At 69.3% G+C, this 18,232-nt stretch carries 20 protein-coding genes and 1 riboswitch; of the genes, 6 read left to right on the top strand and 14 right to left on the bottom strand.

Translation table 11 applies throughout. The features are described from left to right. Positions 1 to 52: 52 nt before the first annotated feature. The 4 genes from ACFWYS_RS02635 to ACFWYS_RS02620 all read right to left on the bottom strand — a co-directional run bounded on the left by ACFWYS_RS02635 (position 53) and on the right by ACFWYS_RS02620 (position 2,150). Positions 53 to 433 carry an RRQRL motif-containing zinc-binding protein gene (locus ACFWYS_RS02635; RefSeq protein WP_384762405.1) on the bottom strand — a complete coding sequence of 127 codons (381 nt, stop codon included), beginning with the start codon at positions 431 to 433 and terminating at the stop codon, positions 53 to 55. Then, positions 433 to 1,293 (bottom strand): DUF2637 domain-containing protein, encoded by an 861-nt coding sequence (locus ACFWYS_RS02630; protein WP_384762403.1) that lies wholly within the window; start codon positions 1,291 to 1,293, stop codon positions 433 to 435. The genes ACFWYS_RS02635 and ACFWYS_RS02630 overlap by 1 nt, the downstream gene beginning before the upstream one ends. Beyond that, positions 1,290 to 1,607: a hypothetical protein gene (locus ACFWYS_RS02625; protein ID WP_384762401.1), complete on the bottom strand. Its 318-nt coding sequence runs from the start codon at positions 1,605 to 1,607 to the stop codon at positions 1,290 to 1,292. The genes ACFWYS_RS02630 and ACFWYS_RS02625 overlap by 4 nt, the downstream gene beginning before the upstream one ends. Positions 1,608 to 1,766: 159 nt before the next feature. Further along, entirely contained in the window at positions 1,767 to 2,150 is a 384-nt protein-coding gene (locus ACFWYS_RS02620; RefSeq protein WP_384762399.1) for an ATPase, read from the bottom strand. A gap of 418 nt (positions 2,151 to 2,568) precedes the next feature. On the opposite strand from ACFWYS_RS02620, the gene ACFWYS_RS02615 reads away from it, so the two are divergent. After that, a complete protein-coding gene (locus ACFWYS_RS02615) occupies positions 2,569 to 2,964 on the top strand; it encodes a GntR family transcriptional regulator (RefSeq protein WP_384762397.1) in 396 nt (131 codons plus the stop codon). A gap of 216 nt (positions 2,965 to 3,180) precedes the next feature. Here ACFWYS_RS02615 and ACFWYS_RS02610 read toward each other — a convergent pair whose 3' ends face one another. From ACFWYS_RS02610 to ACFWYS_RS02590, 5 genes are all read right to left on the bottom strand, one after another. After that, a complete protein-coding gene (locus ACFWYS_RS02610; protein ID WP_384762814.1) occupies positions 3,181 to 3,723 on the bottom strand; it encodes a flavoprotein in 543 nt (180 codons plus the stop codon). Between the two features lie 17 nt (positions 3,724 to 3,740). Then, a complete protein-coding gene (locus ACFWYS_RS02605; RefSeq protein ID WP_384762395.1) occupies positions 3,741 to 4,976 on the bottom strand; it encodes a helix-turn-helix domain-containing protein in 1,236 nt (411 codons plus the stop codon). 174 nt (positions 4,977 to 5,150) lie between these two features. Beyond that, the gene (locus tag ACFWYS_RS02600; RefSeq protein ID WP_384762393.1) at positions 5,151 to 6,206 is read right to left on the bottom strand and encodes a Shedu anti-phage system protein SduA domain-containing protein; all 1,056 of its coding nucleotides are present in this window, start codon (positions 6,204 to 6,206) and stop codon (positions 5,151 to 5,153) included. A 145-nt stretch (positions 6,207 to 6,351) separates the two neighbouring features. After that, positions 6,352 to 6,534, bottom strand: a complete 183-nt coding sequence (locus ACFWYS_RS02595) for a hypothetical protein (protein WP_384762812.1) — start codon at positions 6,532 to 6,534, stop codon at positions 6,352 to 6,354. Between the two features lie 56 nt (positions 6,535 to 6,590). Further along, a complete protein-coding gene (locus tag ACFWYS_RS02590) occupies positions 6,591 to 6,932 on the bottom strand; it encodes a DUF6233 domain-containing protein (protein ID WP_384762391.1) in 342 nt (113 codons plus the stop codon). A gap of 248 nt (positions 6,933 to 7,180) precedes the next feature. Between ACFWYS_RS02590 and rlmN the strand changes: the two genes are divergently transcribed. The 5 genes from rlmN (at position 7,181) to ACFWYS_RS02565 (ending at position 13,166) form a co-directional block, all read left to right on the top strand. Next, positions 7,181 to 8,287, top strand: coding sequence for a 23S rRNA (adenine(2503)-C(2))-methyltransferase RlmN (gene rlmN, locus ACFWYS_RS02585; protein WP_384762389.1), 1,107 nt, complete (start codon positions 7,181 to 7,183; stop codon positions 8,285 to 8,287). Between the two features lie 35 nt (positions 8,288 to 8,322). Continuing rightward, positions 8,323 to 8,428, top strand: a riboswitch (TPP riboswitch). An 81-nt stretch (positions 8,429 to 8,509) separates the two neighbouring features. Next, on the top strand, positions 8,510 to 9,595 hold the full coding sequence (locus tag ACFWYS_RS02580) for a thiamine ABC transporter substrate binding subunit (RefSeq protein WP_384762387.1): 1,086 nt from the start codon (positions 8,510 to 8,512) through the stop codon (positions 9,593 to 9,595). Then, positions 9,571 to 11,256, top strand: a complete 1,686-nt coding sequence (locus tag ACFWYS_RS02575; RefSeq protein WP_384762385.1) for an ABC transporter permease — start codon at positions 9,571 to 9,573, stop codon at positions 11,254 to 11,256. Before ACFWYS_RS02580 ends, ACFWYS_RS02575 begins: the two co-directional genes overlap by 25 nt. Before the next feature lies 1 nt (position 11,257). After that, complete coding sequence (locus ACFWYS_RS02570; protein WP_384762383.1) at positions 11,258 to 12,304, top strand: ABC transporter ATP-binding protein; 1,047 nt, start codon at positions 11,258 to 11,260, stop codon at positions 12,302 to 12,304. Positions 12,305 to 12,329: 25 nt separating this feature from the next. Next, positions 12,330 to 13,166, top strand: coding sequence for a maleylpyruvate isomerase family mycothiol-dependent enzyme (locus tag ACFWYS_RS02565; RefSeq protein WP_384762381.1), 837 nt, complete (start codon positions 12,330 to 12,332; stop codon positions 13,164 to 13,166). A 62-nt stretch (positions 13,167 to 13,228) separates the two neighbouring features. Here ACFWYS_RS02565 and ACFWYS_RS02560 read toward each other — a convergent pair whose 3' ends face one another. From ACFWYS_RS02560 to ACFWYS_RS02540, 5 genes are all read right to left on the bottom strand, one after another. Continuing rightward, positions 13,229 to 13,888, bottom strand: a complete 660-nt coding sequence (locus tag ACFWYS_RS02560; RefSeq protein ID WP_384762379.1) for an LAETG motif-containing sortase-dependent surface protein — start codon at positions 13,886 to 13,888, stop codon at positions 13,229 to 13,231. Between the two features lie 180 nt (positions 13,889 to 14,068). Further along, complete coding sequence (locus ACFWYS_RS02555) at positions 14,069 to 15,199, bottom strand: LOG family protein (RefSeq protein WP_384762377.1); 1,131 nt, start codon at positions 15,197 to 15,199, stop codon at positions 14,069 to 14,071. A 37-nt stretch (positions 15,200 to 15,236) separates the two neighbouring features. Continuing rightward, positions 15,237 to 15,656, bottom strand: a complete 420-nt coding sequence (locus ACFWYS_RS02550) for a VOC family protein (protein ID WP_384762375.1) — start codon at positions 15,654 to 15,656, stop codon at positions 15,237 to 15,239. Positions 15,657 to 15,787: 131 nt separating this feature from the next. Next, positions 15,788 to 17,299, bottom strand: a complete 1,512-nt coding sequence (locus ACFWYS_RS02545) for a hypothetical protein (protein ID WP_384762373.1) — start codon at positions 17,297 to 17,299, stop codon at positions 15,788 to 15,790. Continuing rightward, positions 17,281 to 18,021 carry an ABC transporter ATP-binding protein gene (locus ACFWYS_RS02540; RefSeq protein WP_384762371.1) on the bottom strand — a complete coding sequence of 247 codons (741 nt, stop codon included), beginning with the start codon at positions 18,019 to 18,021 and terminating at the stop codon, positions 17,281 to 17,283. Before ACFWYS_RS02540 ends, ACFWYS_RS02545 begins: the two co-directional genes overlap by 19 nt. Positions 18,022 to 18,232: the final 211 nt, after the last annotated feature.

Genomic DNA, 18,232 nt, shown 5'->3' with positions numbered 1-18,232 from the left:
GTCCGGCCGGCTTGCTGTGGAAGGTGGGCGGCCGGACCCGGGATTCGTTGGTTCAGGCAGCGCGCTGTTCCTCGGGATAGGCGCAGGTCACGCAGGTTCCGAGCGAGGTGGGGATGACGTATCCGGCGTCCCTGTCGCACTCGGGGCAGCGGCGGCGGGCGGCATTGGCCTTGGCGAGCGCGGCCCACTTGCGCGCGGTCATCGGCCGCACCGGCTTGGCGCGGTCGACGCGGTAGAGGTAGGCGACCAGCGGGCCGCGCCGGTAGCGCGGACGCAGCACCTGCGCCGCGATCGGCTGGCCACCGGGCCGTAAGCCACGGGCACGGAGTTGACGGCGGGTGGCGAGGCCGTCGGGGGCGTACCGCCACGGGTAGGTGGGGACGCCGAAGCGGGTGCCGTTCGGGTCGAAGCACTTGCCGAACGCCCCGGACATCAGGCCGCAGCCTCTTCGGGCCCGTCGGCGTCGCGCTCGGCACGCTCGGCCTTGAGCGCGTCGCGCAGGGTCCGGCCGTTGGCGGACGACGTACGGACCGCCTTGCGGATCGCCTCGGCCGTCAGCGCCTCATTCGACCAGTCGGCAGTCAACTCCCGTGCATCAGCCAGGAGTTGGTCCGCAGTCCGGTTGGGTCGGGGCGTGCGGGCCGACTCGGGAAGTCGACCGGTCGACCGGCGCGGCGCGTGGACGACGGCGGCGACGGCCCGCGTCGGGGTCGACTCCACCGGCTCGATGGCCGGTGCCGTGTCGGCCGACTCGGCAGCCGGAATATCGGCCGCCGCGGTCCGGGGCTCGGGGGTCGACTCACGCAGGTCAGACCCCAACCGATTTACGGTGACCTGCGAATATTCGTCCTGATCTGTGCTCGGGGTAGGTCGGTGGTGCAGCACCTTGGCGACCAGGTCCGAGCCGAAGTAGATCGACCCGACCGGAAGCGACGTTGCCAGCAGGACCAACGCCCAGTTGGCGGGGTCCCAGTCGGCCAACCGACCCCAGTCGACCGTACGGCCGTGCAACTCCGGGACCAGGCCGTGAACGTAGTTGAGGACCAGCGAGGCGCCGGTGTAGGTGCCCAGCACCCGCAGTGCGAACGTCCGGTCCCGACCGGCCAGAACCAGGGTGGCGACCAACGCCAGCGCCATCAGGCCGTCAACCACGAACGGGTAGAGGGTGGCGGCCGTGTGGTCCGCACCGACCGCGTTGGCGATGTCCCGCAGCGCGTTCCACGAGACCCGGAACGCCATGCCGACCACGCCGACCAGCGCGGCAATGAGCAGGATCTTTCCCGTGCGGTTCATGCCGCTTCCCCCGTCCCGCCGAACTGGTCGTTGCGGTCGGCGGAGCGCAGGAGGGGAACGGTGCGGGTGAGGGCGTCGGCGTACAGGGCGTCCCAGGCGGCGATCTCGTCACCCGCCTCGCCCTGGTCCCGCAGGTCCGCGATGATGTCGCGGGCCGCGTCCGAGCGGGCGTCGAACGCGTACGGCGTCTCGGGCAGGAGCGGACCGCGGAAGAGGTCGAGATCCAGACCCAGCGGACTCTCCTCGAAGCCGAACGCCAGCTCGTCGAACTCGGTGTCATTCACGAACTGGTGGTTGCCGATGTAGTCACGCATGACAGAACTCCTGACATCGAAGGGATGCCGGGGCGATCGCGGTACTTGGCGAGAGGCGACCGTTCCGGATGAGCACCCCGGGCCGCGCGTGCGGCGGGGTAGTGCCCCGTCCGGGAGTCGAACCCGGCTTGGCCATCGGGGCGATGAGGGAAGAGGGCGTCAGCGCTGGACGGCGGGCTTGTCCAGGTCGCGGTGGTGGAGGGTGACGCTGTGTCCGGCCGCGATCAGCCGCTCGGCCAGCGCGCGAGCGAAGGTGGGGGCGCGGTGACGGCCGCCGGCGCATCCGTCGGCCACGGTCACCGTTCCGGCGCTGGGGCCGGACGCGAACGCGGCGACCGCCGTGGCGGTGGCTTCCACCAGGTCTGTGATGCCGGGTGTGTTCAGGACGGCCGTGCGGACCGGTTCGTCGTTCGCGGTCATGTACCGCAGCTCCGGCGACACGTGCGGGTCGCGGAAGTGGTGACGCAGGTCGATGGTCAGGTGTGCCGTGGGCGGCTCGTCGTGCAGGTAGCCGAACGACACGATCTCAACAGCAGAACTCATGAGGACTCCAGGAAGCGATGGGATGTTCCGGCTCCCCTCCGCCCCGCTCGTACAAGACGAGCGGGGGAGGCAACCGGCCGCCGAACCAGAGCACGGCGGCGAGGTGAGGTGGTGCGCTGTCTCCTTCGGGAACACGGGCTCCCGTTTCAGGCGTATGGAGACGTGACCTTTCGGTCTCAGCCCTCCGGACTGCCAAGGGGTCCGGGTCCCTCGCCCCCGCCGAAGCGGGGCCTCATGGCCCCTCTCGGGGCCCTTTGGTGGTGCGTTCTTGCAGGTCAAGCACTTGCGAAGACAGCCGATGAAGCCCTTCCGGGCCTCTCGTTCCGGCGTGATTACAGATTGACCTAGGTCAATCTGGCTGTCAAGAGGGTCCAGCGGAGGATCAGAGATTGACCTAGGTCCGGTTACTCTCGATGCCATGGACCAGAGCCCCGAAGCGCCCAAGCAGACGCCTACGGCCAAGGAGATTGCGGCCGAGTTCCGCGAGAAGATCACGGGCCCCGATCGCGAGTACGCGCCGGGCGACCAGCTCCCAGCCGCTCGCAAGCTCGCCAAGGAACTTGGCGTGCAGCTCATGACTGTTCAGAGCGCGTTCGGTCAGCTCCGTGACGAGGGGTTGGTTCTCACTCAGCAAGGCCGCGGGACGTTCGTCCGCGATCCTTCTGTGCCCCTCGGCAGTGAACCGGGCAGTAGCCCGGCGTTCACCGCCCTCGCCGCGGAACTCAGCACGATTCATGACGCCCTGCACCTACTTGGCGAGCGCCTTGACCGCCTTGAGCGGCTTGTGGGTAGCGAGACTCCACCGTCGCCGTGAGTTCGTCCGCGCGCTTCAGCAGTTCTTCGACCTTGACGCGCGCCTCGCTCAAACTCGCTTTGATCAAAGCGAGTTCAGCAGAAGTCATGCCCTCCAGCTCGCCGCTTCGCTCATTGATCCCTGACATGCCAATGAGGATGTGGCCCGGAACGGCAGAGGACCCGGACAGACTGTCCGGGTCCTCTTTCCTTGCAGGTCAGGCGGGTTGACGAATCGTCATTGGGTCGCCGCGTCCACCGTGTCGAGCACCGCTGACCACGGTAGGGGGCGCCCTGCCGGCGCTTCCCGAGGCTCGTACAGCGGCCACACCTCCGGGCCGTAGACGACGTGCACGCCCCCCGCCCGGAGGGTGTCGATGTGGTGCTGCCACGCCGGATGGCGAGCGTGGGCCGCGTTCACCCGAGGGAAGACGACGACCGGCAGACCGAGGGTGCCGATGGCCTCGCCCACCTGCGTCAGAGCCTGGTTGTCCATCAGGCCGGTTGCGAGCTTCGCGACCATGTTGGCCGACGCGGGAGCGACGACGTAGCAGTCAACCGGCGGGTGCGGTCGGGCCTCGCCGGGCAACCGCGGCTCATCGCGGACAGGCAGGCCGGTCAGTTTCTCCAGCCGCTCGACCTCGCCGCTGAGCCGCAGCCACTGACCCGCGGTCGGCGTGAGCGTCACGGCCACCTGCCATCCGCGATCCATCGCGGGCTCTACGAGACCGGTACGCAGTGCCTCTACGCCTCCGGCCGCAGACCCGACGACCCCGAGCACTCCACGACTGCCTGAACTCACTGCACCGCCCTGCACCGTTGAGCCATCACGAACACTTCGGATGAGCGCGAGCCGCCGGTGACGGGGGACTGTTTGATCAGGTCCCGCAGCGTCTCGCGCACCCTGGGATTGTTGCGTACGAGCTGCGGCGACGTCCGCTCAGCTGTCCGTAGCTCCGTAAACGCCTCATCACCTTGTCCGACGAGCGACAGGGCGCGCGCGTAGTCGATTCGGTGCGAGACACTGCGTTCCTGCGGCATGTGGTCGACGTTGATCTGTCCGTGTTCCACGACATACGACACGTTGTCGAGGTCCAGCTCAACGGACAGGCGGTGAAGCAGCACGTTGGTGGGCCCAAACCCGGTCTGCCAGTGGTTCTCATCCGACCCGAGATCGTCCGCGAGTTCTTCGGCTCGGTCCAGCAAGCCCGTCGCGGTGGGTCGATCCTGGTGACGAGCAGCCGCTACAGCGGCGCGCAGGTGGATCATGCCCAGAAGGCTCAGTGCCGCGGGGTCGTTCTCGGTGACCTGGGACGACAGCCATGCGGCGGCCGTGTTGCCCAGCTCCAGCGCGTCGTCATACCGACCGTTGGCCAGCAGGGCGTGTGTACCGGAACGCGCGGCTGACGCCAACACGAGCGGGTCGTCCGATTCGTCAGCGGCCCGCATCGCGCGTTCGGCAGCGAGCCATGAGATGTCGGATTCGCCGATCTTCGCGAGTGTCGTGGCCGCGAGGTGGTGTGTGCGAGCGGACACAGCCCAGCAGTCGCTACGGTCATCGCCGCGGCGCGCCGCTCGGTCTTCCAGCTCCTGTGCAGTCTGTAGGAGCGCGGGAAGAGCCGCGATGACGCTACCGAGTCGCCCTCCCTGGTAGTCGTTCCATGCCTGCTCCACGCGCACGGCCACAGGGGCGGGCGTCGGGAGCTGCACCTCTGCCTCGGGGCCGAAGAGCAGGCGCGACAGCCGCCGCGGCGTCATGAGCGCATCGCGTACGGCCGGAACGTCGTCCTGCTGCCTCTCGTCTTCCATGAGCACGGTCTGACCGAGCAGGTCCCCGAGGGGCACGCGCAGGAGGCGCGACAACTCCGCGAGCATGTCGATCCGGGGTGGCTTCCTACGGCCGGTCTCGATCTTCGCCAGCCAGTCAGTGCTACGGCCGACCAGTCCGGCCAGAACCTCTTGCGTGTAGCCACGACGCCTGCGGTAGAACGCGATCCGCTCGCCGATGCTGAGGTGATCTCCGAGACCACGCATTGCGTGCTGCCTCCTGCTGTGTGTAGGGGCCTGCTTCACGGTACAGAGCCGATGACGGGGCCGATAGCTGGCCTCACGGCCGTACAGCGGTCGTATGAGCATGGGAGAGAGAACGAGAAGAGACCCGGACGAAGTGTCCGGGTCTCAAGCCACTTGATCGGTCTTGCGGATGAGCTATAGCGGGTCGAGCGAATCCTCTTCAAAGCGGAGCGACATTTCTGCGCGGTCAAGTAGATCCTCGTACGTCAATACCTGGACGCGCGTGAGGTGCGAATTAAAGGTTCTGAGCGTTTGATCTACCTGTTTCTTGGTGTAGTCAGGCACGTGTCTAGAATGCCCGATGACTACAGTTCCGCACAGGCGACTCATGTCATACTCGACGCCGTGCTCGTTACGGAAAGCTTGCTCCATGGCAGCGCCCTGCTGGTCTAGCTGTTTGAGATAGTTCATGAGCTGCCCAACTGCTTGGTGCACCTCGCCGCCGACGATTTGATGATTCCTGTGCTTCTTGATCAGGTCCTTAATCTTTGGTCCTTTGAGTTCGACGATGTGCAGCGCGCCGCTCGCTTCTACGAGGGGGATGTCGTACTCATCCAGCATGGTCAAGTTTCGCCTGTGTGCGATGCCAATATACTGCCCGCCGAAAATCCACGTGTGCCCTTCGAGGGCGCTCTGCATGTCCGTTTCCGTTGTGGAGGGGTCGACGGCCATTCTCTTCAGATCTGCCAGTACTCCACGTCTGCGGGCGATGATGGCAGCCTCAATTGCATTAAGCCCAGAAGCAGACGCCGTAAGTGCGTACACGACAGATGCGAGGTCTTCGTGTCCTGCTAGCGCTTCGCCCAGAGTCGCAGGATCGAGATCGCCACTGTCAAGCATGGCCAACATGGTTGTGGAAGCGGAAGCGGCATCTATCAAGCGATAGCGGCCGGACGTACTGAATGCACCTGCTAGAAATGCCGCTAGCCTCTCGATTTCTTCATTTTCGCAGAACCAGCGATCTTTGGGATTATCGAAATCAAACTCGTTCAATCCTGATTTGCGAGAGAAGGACTCTAGGCGGAGTTCTTCCTTTTTGATTTCGCCACTAGTTGGGCTTCCGTAAACGGAGATGCTAGCCCTCTTGAAGACGCGCGGTCCGTTCTTGATTGTGACGTTCCTGATGCCGAAGTGGCCGTCCTCTTCCTTCGGCTCCAAGCTCCATGCGCGCACGTCGTCTTCTGTCGACACGGTTCCCCCCACGTCCACCGAATGTAGGCGAAAATGGTTGCACAGCGAACCAAGTGACGCCAGGGGGATCGGCCATTAATCTCGTATTCGAACAAAGGGGCGAAGGTTTGGGGATTCCATAAGGGTGGAGGTTGCGGTGGCATCGTCAGTCCGCCCCGTATTCGTGTGGTCGGGCACCTTGCCATTCCACCCAGTGCGGATCGTCCAGCAGCTCCCATGCGTCCCGCAGGCCCGCGCGGCGTAGGAACTCGATCAGGTCGGCGTCGCTGTGGGCGAGGCCAGCCATCTGGGCGCGGATCGTCACCCGGCGTCCGCCGGTGCCTGCCATGCGATGCACCACGATGGGTGCGGTGCCCTTTCCTTCAGGCTGCGACTGTTCGCGCTTCACAGCACACCGAGGTCGTTGTCGGGTCGACAGAAGGGGCACGCCGTGACGCCGCCTTCCGTAATCGCCCGGAGGGCCTGCTCACGTGCCAGTGGCCTCGTGTTCTTGCCGGCCATGCCGCAGTCGCTTGTGTGGACGGCCTCGGGGGTGGGCTTGCCGCCTGCTCGTCGCATCGCGAGCTTCCATCCAGGCGTGGGTGGGGGCAGCGTGCGTGCTGCGCGAGCCGCGGCGACCTCCTGCCGCTCTAGCTCGGCGATGGTGTCGTCAGTGCGGCGCAGCTGCCAGGCCAGCCATTCGCGGACGCTGCGCAGGCGATCCAGACGAGACACTTTTTCGGACACAGGTTCGATTCTAGGTCTAGGTGTGGCTCTTGTGACAGCGCCCCTGCCTGAGCGGAACCGCGCGGGGCGGGAGTCGCTCCGGCCCGGATGCTCTCGTCAGCGCGCTGGCCAGTGAGAACGCCCATCTATCCGGGCCGTCTGTGGGCCGTCCGAGGAGAGCCAACGACGACCAACGACGACCACTGACGACCACGATGCACGGCTCGGAGCCCAGGTCACACGATTCGATCTGCAACACTGGTACAGCCATGCCTAAGCCCGGAGAACTCACTTTCGTCGCCCCCCGCGGAGCCAAGAAGCCGCCGCGGCATCTCGCTGATCTCACGCCCGGTGAGCGTAAGGACGCTGTCGCTGCGATCGGGGAGAAGCCGTTTCGTGCCAAGCAGCTCTCGCAGCACTACTTCGCGCGGTACGCGCACGAGCCGGAGCAGTGGACCGACATCCCGGCCGGTTCGCGTGACAAGCTGCGCGAGGAGCTGTTTCCCGAGCTGATGACCGTCGTACGGCATCTGTCGACCGACCAGGGTGACACGCGCAAGACGCTGTGGCGGCTGTTCGACGGGACGCTCGTCGAGTCGGTGCTGATGCGGTATCCGGACCGGGTGACCATGTGCATCAGCTCGCAGGCGGGATGCGGGATGAACTGCCCGTTCTGTGCGACCGGGCAGGCGGGGCTGGACCGGAATCTGTCCACCGCGGAGATCGTCCATCAGATCGTGGACGGGATGCGGGCGCTCAGGGACGGGGATGTTCCGGGCGGGCCCGCCCGGCTGTCCAACATCGTCTTCATGGGGATGGGGGAGCCGCTCGCGAACTACAACCGGGTGGTGGGAGCCATCCGTCGGCTCACCGACCCCGAGCCCGACGGGCTGGGGCTGTCGCAGCGCGGGATCACCGTGTCGACGGTCGGTCTCGTGCCGGCCATCCACCGGTTCGCCGACGAGGGCTTCAAGTGCCGGCTCGCGATCTCGCTGCACGCGCCCGACGACGAGCTGCGCGACACCCTCGTGCCCGTGAACACGCGGTGGAAGGTGCGCGAGGTGCTCGACGCCGGGTTCGAGTACGTCGGGAAGAGCGGACGGCGGCTGTCGATCGAGTACGCCCTCATCCGGGACATCAACGACCAGGCCTGGCGCGGTGACCGGCTCGGGCGGCTGCTCAAGGGCAGGCCGGTGCATGTGAACCTGATTCCGCTGAACCCGACGCCGGGCTCGAAGTGGACCGCGTCCCGGCCCGAGGACGAGAAGGCGTTCGTCGAGGCCATCGCCGCCCATGGTGTGCCGGTGACCATTCGGGACACCCGTGGTCAGGAGATCGACGGGGCGTGTGGGCAGCTCGCCGCGACCGAGCGGTAGTCTGGCCACCGTAAGGTCGCCGTAAGCACATCTTCATATTCCGACAGGGGAGCGCCACAGCGCTGAGAGTGCGGCACCGGCCGCAGACCCTCTGAACCTTGCCCAGGTCATTCTGGGTAGGAAGTTCGGTCATCACTCAAGCTGTTGCGCCCTGCCCGGGAGTCGAAAGCGGACTTCCGGGCAGGGCCGCGTCTCTTCCTGGTCAACCCCAGGAGGAATTCAGTGAGCATCATCAAGAAGGCCACGGTCCTCGCCGTCGGTCTCGGCCTTGTCACGCTGTCCGCGTGCGGTTCGTCCGACTCGGGCGGCGGCGACGCCGGGGCCGGGAGCAAGACCGTGACGCTTGTCAGTCACGACTCGTGGTCCGTCTCGAAGGGCGTTCTCGCCGCGTTCGAGAAGCAGTCCGGCTACCAGGTCAAGGTCCTGGAGGACGGCGACGCCGGGCAGGCCGTCAACAAGGCGATCCTGACCAAGGACAACCCGCAGGGCGACGTCTTCTTCGGCGTCGACAACACCCTGCTCTCGCGGGCGCTCGACAACGGGCTGTTCCAGTCGTACGAGCCCAAGGGCTCCGACCTGATCCTGCCCGAGTACCGGGTCGACCCGGACAAGCACCGGGTCACCCCCATCGACACCGGCGACATCTGCGTCAACTACGACAAGGCGTACTTCAGCGAGCACAAGCTGACCCCGCCCAGCTCGTTCGACGATCTGATCAAGCCCGCGTACAAGAACCTCCTCGTCACCGAGAACGCCTCCACCTCCTCACCCGGCCTCGGCTTCCTGCTCGGTACCGCCGCCCGGTACGGCGACGACGGCTGGCCGGACTACTGGAAGAAGCTGAAGGCCAACGGCGTGAAGGTGGTCGACGGCTGGGAGCAGGCCTACAACAACGAGTTCTCCGGGTCCGCCGGCGGCAAGAAGGCGGGGGCCGACCGGCCGCTCGTCGTGTCGTACGCCTCCTCGCCGCCCGCCGAGGTGATCTACGCCAAGCCCAAGCCGACCAGCGCGCCGACGGGCGTCGCGACGGGCACGTGCTTCCGGCAGGTCGAGTACGCGGGCCTGCTCAGCAACGCCAGGAACACCGAGGGCGGCAAGGCGCTCCTGGACTTCCTGCTGACCAGGACGTTCCAGGACGACATGCCGCTGAACATGTTCGTCTACCCGGTGCGGGAGGGCGCCCAGGTCCCGCCGGAGTTCGTGAAGTACGGCCCGCAGGCCAAGGATCCCGAGACCATGGACCCGGCCAAGATCGCCGACAACCGTGACGACTGGGTCAAGTCGTGGACCTCGCTCGTACTGAAGTAGCCCCGCGCAAGGGCCGTACAAGGGCCTCCAAGGGCGGCGCGGCGGTGCGGCTCGGCCTGATCGCCGTGCCCGTCGCGTTCTTCGCGGTCTTCTTCGCCTACCCCGTCGCCGCGATCGTCGCGCGCGGTCTGAAGGTCGACGGGGTGTGGCGGTTCGGGCGGCTGTGGGACGTGCTCGGGGAGTCGGACATCCGGCACGTCCTGTGGTTCACCACCTGGCAGGCGCTCGCCTCCACCGCGCTGACGCTGCTGATCGCGCTGCCGGGCGCCTATGTCTTCGCCCGCTTCGACTTCCCCGGCAAGCAGGTCCTGCGGGCCGTGGTGACCGTCCCCTTCGTGCTGCCGACCGTCGTCGTCGGCACGGCGTTCCTCGCGCTGGTCGGCCGCGGCGGACTCCTCGACGAGCTGTGGGGCGTACGGCTCGACACCACCGTGTGGGCCATCCTGCTCGCGCACGTCTTCTTCAACTACGCAGTCGTCGTACGCACGGTGGGCGGACTGTGGTCCCAGCTCGACCCACGGCAGGAGGAGGCCGCGCGGATGCTCGGGGCTTCGCCGCTGAAGGCCTGGCGTCAGGTCACCCTCCCGGCGCTCGGGCCCGCCGTGGCCGCCGCCGCGCTCATGGTCTTCCTGTTCACCTTCACCTCCTTCGGGGTGGTGCAGATCCTCGGCGGGCCGACCTTCTCGACCCTCGAAGTGGAGATCTACCGGCAGACCTCCGAGATCTTCGACCTGTCCACCGCCGCCGTCCTGACGATCATCCAGTTCCTGGCCGTGGCCGCGATCCTCGCCGTGCACGCCTGGACGGTACGGCGTCGGGAGAGCGCCCTGCGTCTGGTGGACGCCTCGGTGACCGCCCGGCGGCCGCGCGGTGCGGGGCAGTGGGCACTGCTGGCCGGTGTCCTGGCTGTCATCGTCGTCCTCCTGCTGCTGCCGCTCGCCGTGCTGGTGCAGCGCTCGTTCGACGCCCCCGACCTCGGCTACTACCGGGCGCTGACCAGCGCCGACGGCGGTGTCTTCCTGGTCGCGCCGATCGAGGCGATCGGCAATTCGCTCCAATACGCCGTCGTCGCCACCCTCATCGCCGTGCTGATCGGCGGTCTGGCCGCCGCCGCGCTGACCCGGCGGGACGCGGGCCGGTTCGTGCGCGGCTTCGACGCGCTGTTGATGCTGCCGCTCGGGGTGTCCGCGGTGACGGTCGGCTTCGGGTTCCTGATCGCGCTGGACGAGCCGCCGCTCGATCTGCGGGCCTCCTGGATCCTGGTGCCGCTGGCGCAGGCGCTGGTCGGGGTGCCGTTCGTCGTACGGACCATGCTGCCCGTGCTGCGGGCCGTGGACCAGCGGCTGCGCGAGGCGGCGTCGGTGCTGGGGGCCTCGCCCTGGCGGGTCTGGCGTGAGGTGGATCTGCCGATGGTGCGGCGGGCCCTGCTGATCGCGGCCGGGTTCGCCTTCGCGGTGTCGCTGGGGGAGTTCGGGGCGACGGTGTTCATCGCGCGGCCCGACAACCCGACGCTGCCGGTGGCCGTGGCGCGGCTGCTGGGGCGGGCCGGTGAGCTCAACTACGGCCAGGCGATGGCCCTTTCGACGGTACTGATGGTGGTGTGCGCGGTGGCGTTGCTGGTGCTGGAGCGGCTTCGCAAGGATCGGACGGGGGAGTTCTGAGATGACGCCGAGTACGCCGAGTGCGCGAAGTCTGCTGAGCCTGGAAGGCGCGACCGTACGGTTCGGCGGCCGGCCCGTGCTCGACGCCGTCGGCCTCGATGTCGCCGAGCACGAGATCGTGTGCGTGCTCGGGCCGAGCGGCAGCGGCAAGTCGACGCTGCTGCGGGCCGTGGCGGGGCTGCAGCCGCTGGACGCCGGGCGGGTCCGGCTCGACGGGCGGGACCAGGCCGGGGTGCCCGCGCACCGGCGGGGCGTCGGGCTGATGTTCCAGGACCATCAGCTCTTCCCGCAGCGGGACGTCGGCGGCAACGTCGCCTTCGGGGCCCGGATGCACGGCGCCTCCAAGGGTGAACAGGCCGAGCGGGTGGGGGAGTTGCTCGCACTCGTCGGACTGCCGGGCGCCGCCCGCCGTGCCGTCGCCTCCCTCTCCGGCGGGGAGCAGCAGCGGGTCGCGCTGGCCCGTGCGCTCGCGCCCCGCCCCCGGCTGCTGATGCTGGACGAGCCGCTGGGCCAGCTCGACCGCTCGCTGCGGGAGCGGCTCGTGGTGGAACTCCGGGAGCTGTTCGGGCGGTTGGGCACCACCGTGCTCGCCGTGACGCACGACCAGGGCGAGGCCTTCGCGCTCGCCGACCGGGTCGTGGTGATGCGGGACGGGCGGATCGCCCAGACCGGGACGCCGCTTGAGGTGTGGCAGCGGCCGGTGGACGAGTTCGTGGCGCGCTTCCTCGGCTTCGACAACGTGGTCGAGGGCACCGTCGCCGGGGAGGCCGCGGACACGCCCTGGGGCAAGCTCCCGGTCGGCGAGGGCGCCGCACAGGGCCCGCGGACGCTGCTCGTACGTCCGGCCGGGGTGCGGCTCGTGGCGCCCGAAGCGGGCCTGTGCTGCACGGTCGCGGCACGCACCTTCAAGGGCACGCATGTCGCCGTGCACGTCCAGCCGGAGGACGCGCCGCGCCTGGAGGCGGCGTGTGCGCTGCGGGACGCGCCGGAGGTTGGGGACGAGGTCGGCGTGGAGTTCGACGCGGCCGAAATTGTCGTGCTGGGCTGATCACGCGGCCCGTAGGGTGCGAGGCATGACGCTGCTCGCACATGATCGTTACTGCGATGAAATCGCCCACCAGGTAGGCCTGCTGAGGTCCGTGGTGACGTCCGGCGCCGATCTGTCGGCCACCGTCCCGACCTGCCCGGACTGGTCGCTGGAACAGCTCGTCCGGCACACCGGCGGCGCCCTGCGCTGGGTGGAGCTGATCGTGCGGACGCGGGCGCAGGAGGAGGTTCCGGAGGAGACGGTCCCGCTCCACGGCGGACCGGCGGAGCAGGGCGACCCGGCCGCCCTGGACGCCTGGCTCGCGGAGACCGGCGAGATGCTGGTCGGCGCGCTGCGGGAGGCCGGGCCGGACGCCAAGGTGTGGGGGTGGGCCGGGGTCCTCACCGCCGGGTTCTGGGCCCGCCGTATGACCCACGAGATCACCGTCCACCGGGCGGACGCGACGCTCGCCGCCGGGCTGCCGTACGAGGTCGCGCCGGATGTGGCCGCCGACGCGATCGACGAGTGGCTGGAGATCATCGAGTGGGCGCAGCGGACGCTGCCGGACGATCCGGCGAGGGAGCTGCGGCGGCCTGGGAGCAGCATCCATCTGCACGCGACGGATGACACGGGCGCGGTGGACGCCGAGCGAAGCGAGATGGGGGCACCCCCGCCCGAAGGGTGGGGGAGGGTCATCGAACTGGGCGAGAACGCCATCGCCTGGCGGCACGGCCATGAGAAGGCGACCGTCGCGCTGCGCGGGCCGCTCACCTCCGTGTTCCTCGCCTTCTACCGTCGACTGCCGCTGGACGCACCTGAGTTGGAGGTCGTCGGCGAGCGGGAGCTGCTGGAGTTCTGGCTGGAGCGGGCGACGTTCGGCTGACACGGGTGTGGCCCGCCCCCGGAGAAGAGGGCGGGCCACAAGCGTGCTGCGGTGCGGGCGGGTCAGCGGTCGCTGCTCGCCCCGCGGCGGCGCAGGCCGAAGAAGACGGCACCGCCACCGATCGCCACGAGCGCGACCGCGATGCCGGCGATCAGGCCGGTGTTGGAGTTCGCACCGGTCTCGGCGAGGTTGGAGTCGTCGTTCGCCGGGGACGGAGCGTTGCTCGCGGTGTCCGCGGGAGGCGTGCTCGCGCTGTCCGACGGCGTCGGGCTCGGGCTCTCGGTCTCCTCGGCCGGGGTCGAGGCGGAGTCCGACGGGGCCGGGGGCTCCGACGGGGCCGGCGGCTCCTCGTCCTTCTTGCAGGACGTGGACGGCGTCGTCAGGTTCGGCTTGATGTCGGCGTCGACATAGCCCGCGGCCTTGATGTGGACGCGGTACTCCGCGTCCGGCTTCCAGTTCTCGGCGAAGGTGATGGTGACACCCTCACGCGAGCCCTTGACCACCTGCTCGCCGATCTTCTTCAGGTCGGCGCCGTTGTTCTGCAGGAACACGCTGACGGTCGCCGGGACCCCGCTCGGGTCCACGTCGGTGACGGTGATGACGCCCTTGTCGCCGTCGCACTTGGCTTCGGCGGAGAATTCACTGATGTCGCACGCGAGCGCGTTGCCCGCGAGCCCGAGCGCGAGCGCGGCCGAGGCGGAGGCGACACCCAGAGCGCGCACGGAACGTGCGACGGTACGGCGGTTTATGGACACGTTTGTCCTTACGAGTTGCACCACTGAGGGGGGTTGAAGAGGTCGGTGACGTGAGATCACCGTCCCCAGGAGTCTCACAGGTTTATAAGCGTGACATAAGTACTGTCAACGTGTATGCGGCTCCGGGGCGTTGGCTTTGCCCTCTTATTAACTGCCGAGACGTTTCAACGCCTCCGGCGCCTGCTCGATCCGGTCAACCAGGGCGATACGGGACTCCATCGAGCGGCCCCGCGCGAGCGACTGGAGCAGGGGCCAGGCCGGCAGTTTCTCCGTCCAGTGCGTGCGGTCGACCAGGACCATGGGCGTGGGCTCACCGCGCGACTCGTAGTAGTTCGGCGTCGCGTTGTCGAAGATCTCCTGTACGGTCCCGGCGGCGCCCGGCAGGAAGACGACACCCGCGCCGGAGCGGGCCAGGAGGCCGTCCTCACGGGTGGCGTTGGCGAAGTACTTGGCGATGTGGGAGGCGAACGCGTTCGGCGGCTCGTGGCCGTAGAACCAGGTCGGGATGCCGACGGAGCGGCCGCCCTGGGGCCAGCGGGCGCGCACCTCGAAGGCTGCCGTCGCCCACTCGGTGACGGAGGGCGTGAACCCGGGTGCCTTCGCCAGCAGCCGGAGGGCGTCGGTGAGCATCTCGTCGTCGTACGGGGCGGCGTACGCACCGAGGTTGGCCGCCTCCATCGCGCCCGGGCCGCCGCCGGTGGCGACCGTGAGACCGGCGCGGGCCAGCTCCCGGCCGAGCCGCGCGGCACCCTCGTAGGCCTGCGTGCCGCGGCGCATCGCGTGGCCGCCCATGACGCCCACCACCCGGGCGCCCGACAGGAGTTCGTCGAGGGCGTCGGAGACGGAGTCGTCGTGCACCGCGCGGAGCATGGAGGCGTAGATGTCGCCGTCCGCCTTGGTCCGCTGGAACCAGGCGTACGCGCGGGCGTCGGGCGTGTTCTCGTAGCCGCCCGGGCCGTCCGTCAGGGAGGCGAAGAGTTCGTCGGGGGAGTAGACCAGGCCGCGGTACGGGTCGAAGGGGAGATCCGGCACGGGCGGGAAGACCAGGGCGCCGTCGGTGCGTATCTTCGCGGCGGCCTCCTCGCGCATCGGGCAGCCGAGGAAGACGGCTCCCGCCGTGTCCGTGCCGAGCAGTTCGCGGGTACGGTCCGTCAGGTCGACGGCCTGGACGCGGAATCCGGTGAGGGTGCCGCGCGCAGAGACCGTCGCGTCGAACTCCTCCAGCGTCTCTATCTCACGGTCGTTGTGGTGGGCCGCATGGGCGGGCATCGTCTGCACCCGCCCATGCTAGGCACCGTGCGTGGTGCGGCTGTCGTCAGCCTTCGATGGCCGACGGATCCATCCATACGACCTCCCAGCTGTGGCCGTCGAGGTCGTCGAAGCCGCGGCCGTACATGAAGCCGTGGTCCTGGACCTGCTCCGACGCCGTGCCGCCGGCGGCGACCGCCTTCTCGACCAGCTCGTCGACCTTCTCGCGGCTCTCGGCGCTCAGACAGATCGCCACCTCGCTGGTCTTCGTGGCGTCCGCGATCTCCTTCTTGGTGAAGGTCGAATAGAACGGCTTGGTGAGCAGCATCGTGACGATGGTGTCGCTGATCACGACGGACGCCGCGTTCTCGTTGCTGAACTGCGGGTTGATCGAGTAGCCCAGCTCCGTGAAGAACTTCTTCGAGGCGTCGAGGTCGTTCACGGGCAGGTTCACGAAGATCATCTGCTGGTAGGCGGGGGCGGTCATCGCGGTGTCTCCCATCGGGGTGGTTGCTGTTCGGTGGGGTAGACCGGGGGCCCGGGCGGAACTCATCGCCGGACGGAGATTTTTTTCGTACGGGATTTCCGGCGGCGTTCCGGCGGGGTTCCGCGACGGCCTCAGCGCGCCAGCGGCAGCGCCGCCAGCTCGGCCACGATCAGGGTGAGGGGGCCGAAGAAGGCGGCCAGGACGCCGGCGCGCAGGGCGGCCGCGCTGCGCAGCATCGAGGTGGGGGCGCCGAGGCGCAGCAGTGCGGCGGTGGTGTCGGCGCGGGCCTGCTTGGACTCCACGGCGGCCGTGAGAAGCGTGGCCGTGGTGCAGCCGGTGACCAGACTGACGCCGACCGGGGTGAGCGGGCCGAAGGCGGAGGCGGCGGCGGGGGCGGAGAGGACGGCCATGGCATACGCGCCGGAGAGCGCGGCGCAGACGATGCCGAGGGGGCGGCCGATGCGGACGGCCTCCGCCATGAGCACCCGGCCCGCCAGGAGGCGCAGCGCTCCGGGGCGTACGGCCTGGAGCAGCCGGCCGCAGAGGTGGGTGAGGCCCGGGGCGGCCAGGGTGAGCCCGAGGGCGGTGAGCAGCCAGCCGATCAGGATGCCGGCGGAGCCGGTGGGCAGGGCGGCGGGCAGGGTGAGGGTGGTGCCGTTCGCCGCGCGGACCGCGTAGGCCTCGACGGTCAGGCCCGCGGCGATCACCGTGATGCCCCAGGGGAGGCCGGCGGGGGGCTTGCGGGGGACCGGGGGGAGGGTGAGGTCCGGGCCGGCGGGGTCGGTCACCGCTTCGGTCCAGTCGGTCGCCGGGTGGTCCGGGGCGGGGGCGGGGGCGGGCGGGCGGGCCGGATCGCCCGGCCGGGCGGACGGCGCCCTGAGACCGCGCAGGGGCTGCTCGTGCGTGGACCTGGGCTGCTCGTGCATGGGCTGCTCGGCCCCGCCGCTCTCCGCACGCGCTGCGGAACCCTGGCCGTCCGCCCCCGTGTCCGACGCACCCTCACCGCCGCGTCCACCCCGCCTCAGACGGGCCCCGAACCTGCCGTACGTCCCGAACGTCTCCTGGGCCACCGCCTTGCCGTACGCGCCGAAGCGGCGGTACACCCGTGCCGTGCCCCGGCCCTCCGCGCGGTGCTCCTTCGGGCGCAGTGCCAGGGCCACCGTCAGGGAGGCGATCGCCGGTGCCGCCGCCAGGAGGGTCAGGGTGGCCGGGAGCGGCAGGGAGGCGTCCGCGGCGAGGAAGTCGGCCGCCGCGCCGTCGAAGGGCATGCCGGTGAGGTCGCCGCGCAGATGGAGGAAGAACAGCAGGGCGACCATCGAGCCGAGGGTGCAGGACAGGGCCGTGGTCGTCGCCGAGACGGCCATCAGGCGGAGCGGGCCCAGACCGATCGCCGAGAGACCGGGGCGGGGCCTGGTGCCGGGGTCGGTGCGGGCCACGGCCACCGCGAAGTGGACCGTCGCGGCCAGCGGGGGCGCGCACCAGGCCAGGCGCAGCAGGGACGAGCCGGTGGAGTCCGGGTGGGACAGGGCGTAACCCAGGGCACACAGCAGCAGGAAGCCCGTGCCCGCGGAGGCCGTCGCCACCAGCAGGCGGCGCAGCTGTACGGCGGATCGGGCGCTGCGCGTCAGGCGGAGAGCGAGCACGCGGCCCGGCCTTCCGACTCGGTGACCGGGGGCAGTTGCACGGTGTTCACCCGCCGGCCGTCGAGGAGGGTGAGCCTGCGGTCGGCGAGGGGCGCCGCGTCCGGGTCGTAGGTGGCCAGGACGACCGTGATGCCGTGCGAGCGGGCCGCCGTGGTCAGGGTGCGCAGGACCTGGGTGCGGTCGCTGCGGTGCAGGGGCGCCGTCGGCTCGTCCGCGAACAGGACGGTGGGCGAGGGGGCCAACGCACGGGCGATGCAGACGCGCTGGCGTTCGGCCTGGACCAGCTGGTGCGGGCGCTTGCGGGCCACCTCGCCGACGTCCAGGCGCTCCAGCCACTCCAGCGCGACCGTCTTGGCGCGCCGGCGACTGGTGCCGCGCAGCATCAGCGGCAGGGCGGCGTTCTCCCAGACGTTCAGCTCGGGCACGAGGGTCGGGGTCGGGTCGATCCAGCCGAAGCGGTCGCGGCGGAGCTGCTCGCGGGCCATCGGGCCCATCTTGTGCACCGGCACGCTGTTGAACCAGACCTCGCCGCGGCGCACCGGGAGCAGACCGAACAGACAGTGCAGGAGGGTCGTCTTGCCGCTGCCGCGGGCACCGATGACCGCGAGGACCTCGCCCTCCTGGACCCCGAGGGAGACGCCGCTGAGCGCGGGCGAGCCGTCCTTGTACGTGAAGTGCAGGGCGCGCGCCCAGAGCACGTCGTTGTCCGGCGGGGCCACCATGACGTACACCTCGCTTCTGATCCGTTTCCGTACCTGATCCCCCGTGCGGGGGAACGAAGGCTCGGCCGATCGGTCACTTGCACGCTAGGCAGACGTCGCCCCGGAGCCCGGACAGCACACGGCCCCGGGCCGCCGTTTCTCACTCGAACGGGCGGCACCGGGGCCGGCGTTGATCATCCAGACGGAAGATCAACTTCCGCCTGTCGGAGGG

The sequence above is a fragment of the Streptomyces sp. NPDC059010 genome (genome assembly GCF_042740355.1).
Lineage (GTDB): Bacteria > Actinomycetota > Actinomycetes > Streptomycetales > Streptomycetaceae > Streptomyces.
Note: the sequence above shows the minus strand (reverse complement) of the source record. Positions and strands in the feature narration are given on the sequence as shown.

Bases quoted from the DNA above. Each gene is read 5' to 3' on its own strand.
- ACFWYS_RS02615 (WP_384762397.1), top strand. From the start codon at position 2,569: ATGGACCAGAGCCCCGAAGCGCCCAAGCAGACGCCTACGGCCAAGGAG.
- ACFWYS_RS02565 (WP_384762381.1), top strand. From the start codon at position 12,330: ATGACGCTGCTCGCACATGATCGTTACTGCGATGAAATCGCCCACCAG.
- ACFWYS_RS02540 (WP_384762371.1), bottom strand. From the start codon at position 18,021: ATGGTGGCCCCGCCGGACAACGACGTGCTCTGGGCGCGCGCCCTGCAC.
- ACFWYS_RS02630 (WP_384762403.1), bottom strand. From the start codon at position 1,293: ATGAACCGCACGGGAAAGATCCTGCTCATTGCCGCGCTGGTCGGCGTG.
- ACFWYS_RS02620 (WP_384762399.1), bottom strand. From the start codon at position 2,150: ATGAGTTCTGCTGTTGAGATCGTGTCGTTCGGCTACCTGCACGACGAG.
- rlmN (WP_384762389.1), top strand. From the start codon at position 7,181: ATGCCTAAGCCCGGAGAACTCACTTTCGTCGCCCCCCGCGGAGCCAAG.
- ACFWYS_RS02595 (WP_384762812.1), bottom strand. From the start codon at position 6,534: ATGGCAGGCACCGGCGGACGCCGGGTGACGATCCGCGCCCAGATGGCT.
- ACFWYS_RS02605 (WP_384762395.1), bottom strand. From the start codon at position 4,976: ATGCGTGGTCTCGGAGATCACCTCAGCATCGGCGAGCGGATCGCGTTC.
- ACFWYS_RS02625 (WP_384762401.1), bottom strand. From the start codon at position 1,607: ATGCGTGACTACATCGGCAACCACCAGTTCGTGAATGACACCGAGTTC.
- ACFWYS_RS02550 (WP_384762375.1), bottom strand. From the start codon at position 15,656: ATGACCGCCCCCGCCTACCAGCAGATGATCTTCGTGAACCTGCCCGTG.
- ACFWYS_RS02570 (WP_384762383.1), top strand. From the start codon at position 11,258: ATGACGCCGAGTACGCCGAGTGCGCGAAGTCTGCTGAGCCTGGAAGGC.
- ACFWYS_RS02635 (WP_384762405.1), bottom strand. From the start codon at position 433: ATGTCCGGGGCGTTCGGCAAGTGCTTCGACCCGAACGGCACCCGCTTC.